Source organism: Oikeobacillus pervagus (assembly GCF_030813365.1).
Taxonomy (GTDB): Bacteria; Bacillota; Bacilli; order Bacillales; family DSM-23947; genus Oikeobacillus; species Oikeobacillus pervagus.
On record NZ_JAUSUC010000098.1, the window covers coordinates 1 to 1,784 of the forward strand.

General features: G+C 32.8%; 2 protein-coding genes and 1 pseudogene. All 3 read right to left on the bottom strand.

The features are described from left to right. Positions 1-47 precede the first annotated feature (47 nt). Positions 48-131: pseudogene (locus tag J2S13_RS17010) on the bottom strand (recombinase family protein); the annotation flags it as partial. Between the two features lie 568 nt (positions 132-699). After that, complete coding sequence (locus J2S13_RS16770; RefSeq protein ID WP_307258967.1) at positions 700-1,185, bottom strand: immunity protein YezG family protein; 486 nt, start codon at positions 1,183-1,185, stop codon at positions 700-702. Next, positions 1,186-1,731, bottom strand: coding sequence for a DNA/RNA non-specific endonuclease (locus J2S13_RS16775; RefSeq protein ID WP_307258968.1), 546 nt, complete (start codon positions 1,729-1,731; stop codon positions 1,186-1,188). Positions 1,732-1,784: the final 53 nt, after the last annotated feature.

Here is a 1,784-nt window from a genome sequence, read left to right on the forward strand (position 1 = left end):
ATGTGAAGCAGTTGTAGTTCATTTTCGTTACAGTACCGTTCAATTTATTCTACTTGATACGTTAGGCTGTACCCTTCACGTACTTGTCCTTCTGTTAAAACTTGTTCATAACCAACTACTTTCTCTTCCATGTTGAGTCCTCTCCCATTACAGCAATTACATTCCATGTAACGTTTATCCGTTTTTTGCGGATAACGTATGCATAACGTTCATCCGTTAAAACGTACTTTACGATGACTTCAAAAAATAATACAATTCTTTATTTTTCCTCTACATCGTCGTATACTATACACAGCCACTACGGCCTATAAAACATTAATAAAAATTTAACACTTAATGTACTTATAAAATTATAGTGCTCTTTTAAATTTCTACGCTAAAATGCAAAAAAACACTCGTTGCCTTTAATTGACAATCAAGCGCTTTAAGTTCATCTATTTTTAAGTAGCATAAATTTGTAAGTTTTGTAGTAACAGTATGACACCTTTTGTACATCATGACACATACTATATTCAAACTTACGAGTTCGTTAGTTTCATATACATTCCATGTGGTTATATTCATCCCCATGTAAAATGTCATCTCGTCTAAGCTCGTACCTCGTTTCCTATTCTATCATTGCACACCATACTCCATGATGGTACAACCATCATGGAGTATGGATTTTCAAACACCTTATATCTATAACTCTAGTAGAGATCATTTTTGTGTATTAATATATTCTCTAATTAGTTTCACATCACTTTCTCTCTTTTCATCAGGGGAAATTCCTAATCTTTTATACTTCCATATAATTAATCTCTCATAATGATTATAATTATTTTCTTCCTCTAATAAAGTATAATCAAATTCAATATCAAACTTACCAGTAGAATATAACTCAAATGTTAAATTAGTCCAAGGTTCCTGCTTATTTCTTTTAAATTCTTCCCATAACTCTCTAAAGATGCTGTCAAGAAGATTTAATTGACGTTCAGTCTCGTCTTCATCAATCCCTTCCATATCTTCAATATCTAAACTGTATATTGGTTCCTGCTTATTTTTTGGATAGTAGAAAAACACCGTCGAATCACTATATTCATCAACTTCTGAATATACCATTACTTTTTCCCATGGTTCTGGAATAATATTGTTTAACTGTATAGCTACTTTTTGATAAATACTTTCCAAGTTCTCTGTATTCATTTACTTTCCTCCATATACATTTTTCAAACTGGCTTTAAATTTTTCTCCATCAATTCTATATTTTATGTTAAAGCTAACAGGCCTCACAGAATTCCCTTCATATACAGGTCTAATATCAACTATAACTTCCCGCTTATCTCTTAAAGCTTTTGCCCAAGCAGATTCCAATTTTTTATAAGCACTTACATTAACATTACCATTCATTGCAACTATGTTATCAATTAGTGGAGATCCATTAAATTGCGTACCGATTAAATGTCCACCATGATCGCCTTGAGTACTAGGAGCTTTAACTCGGTCTTCTCCTCCAGCAGCTAGCTGATGCTTACTATTACGTTCTCCCATCTCTAACGTTAATTCTCCAGAAGCTCTCTCAATTCTTCCTAGTTCATCTGTTTGATATAGATATCCATTTGTTTCATATTTTACATTAGGTTTCAATTTAAATTCATCTAAAAAGTGACTACCATCTTTAACTACATCATCAACAGTCTTACTAGTATTACCCGTACCCTTAGTAACTCCCCTTACACGGTCATCCTTCACAGAAAATGCTTGCTGATTAATCTCCCGAAGAGTTTTTGTTTCAACTCCATAGA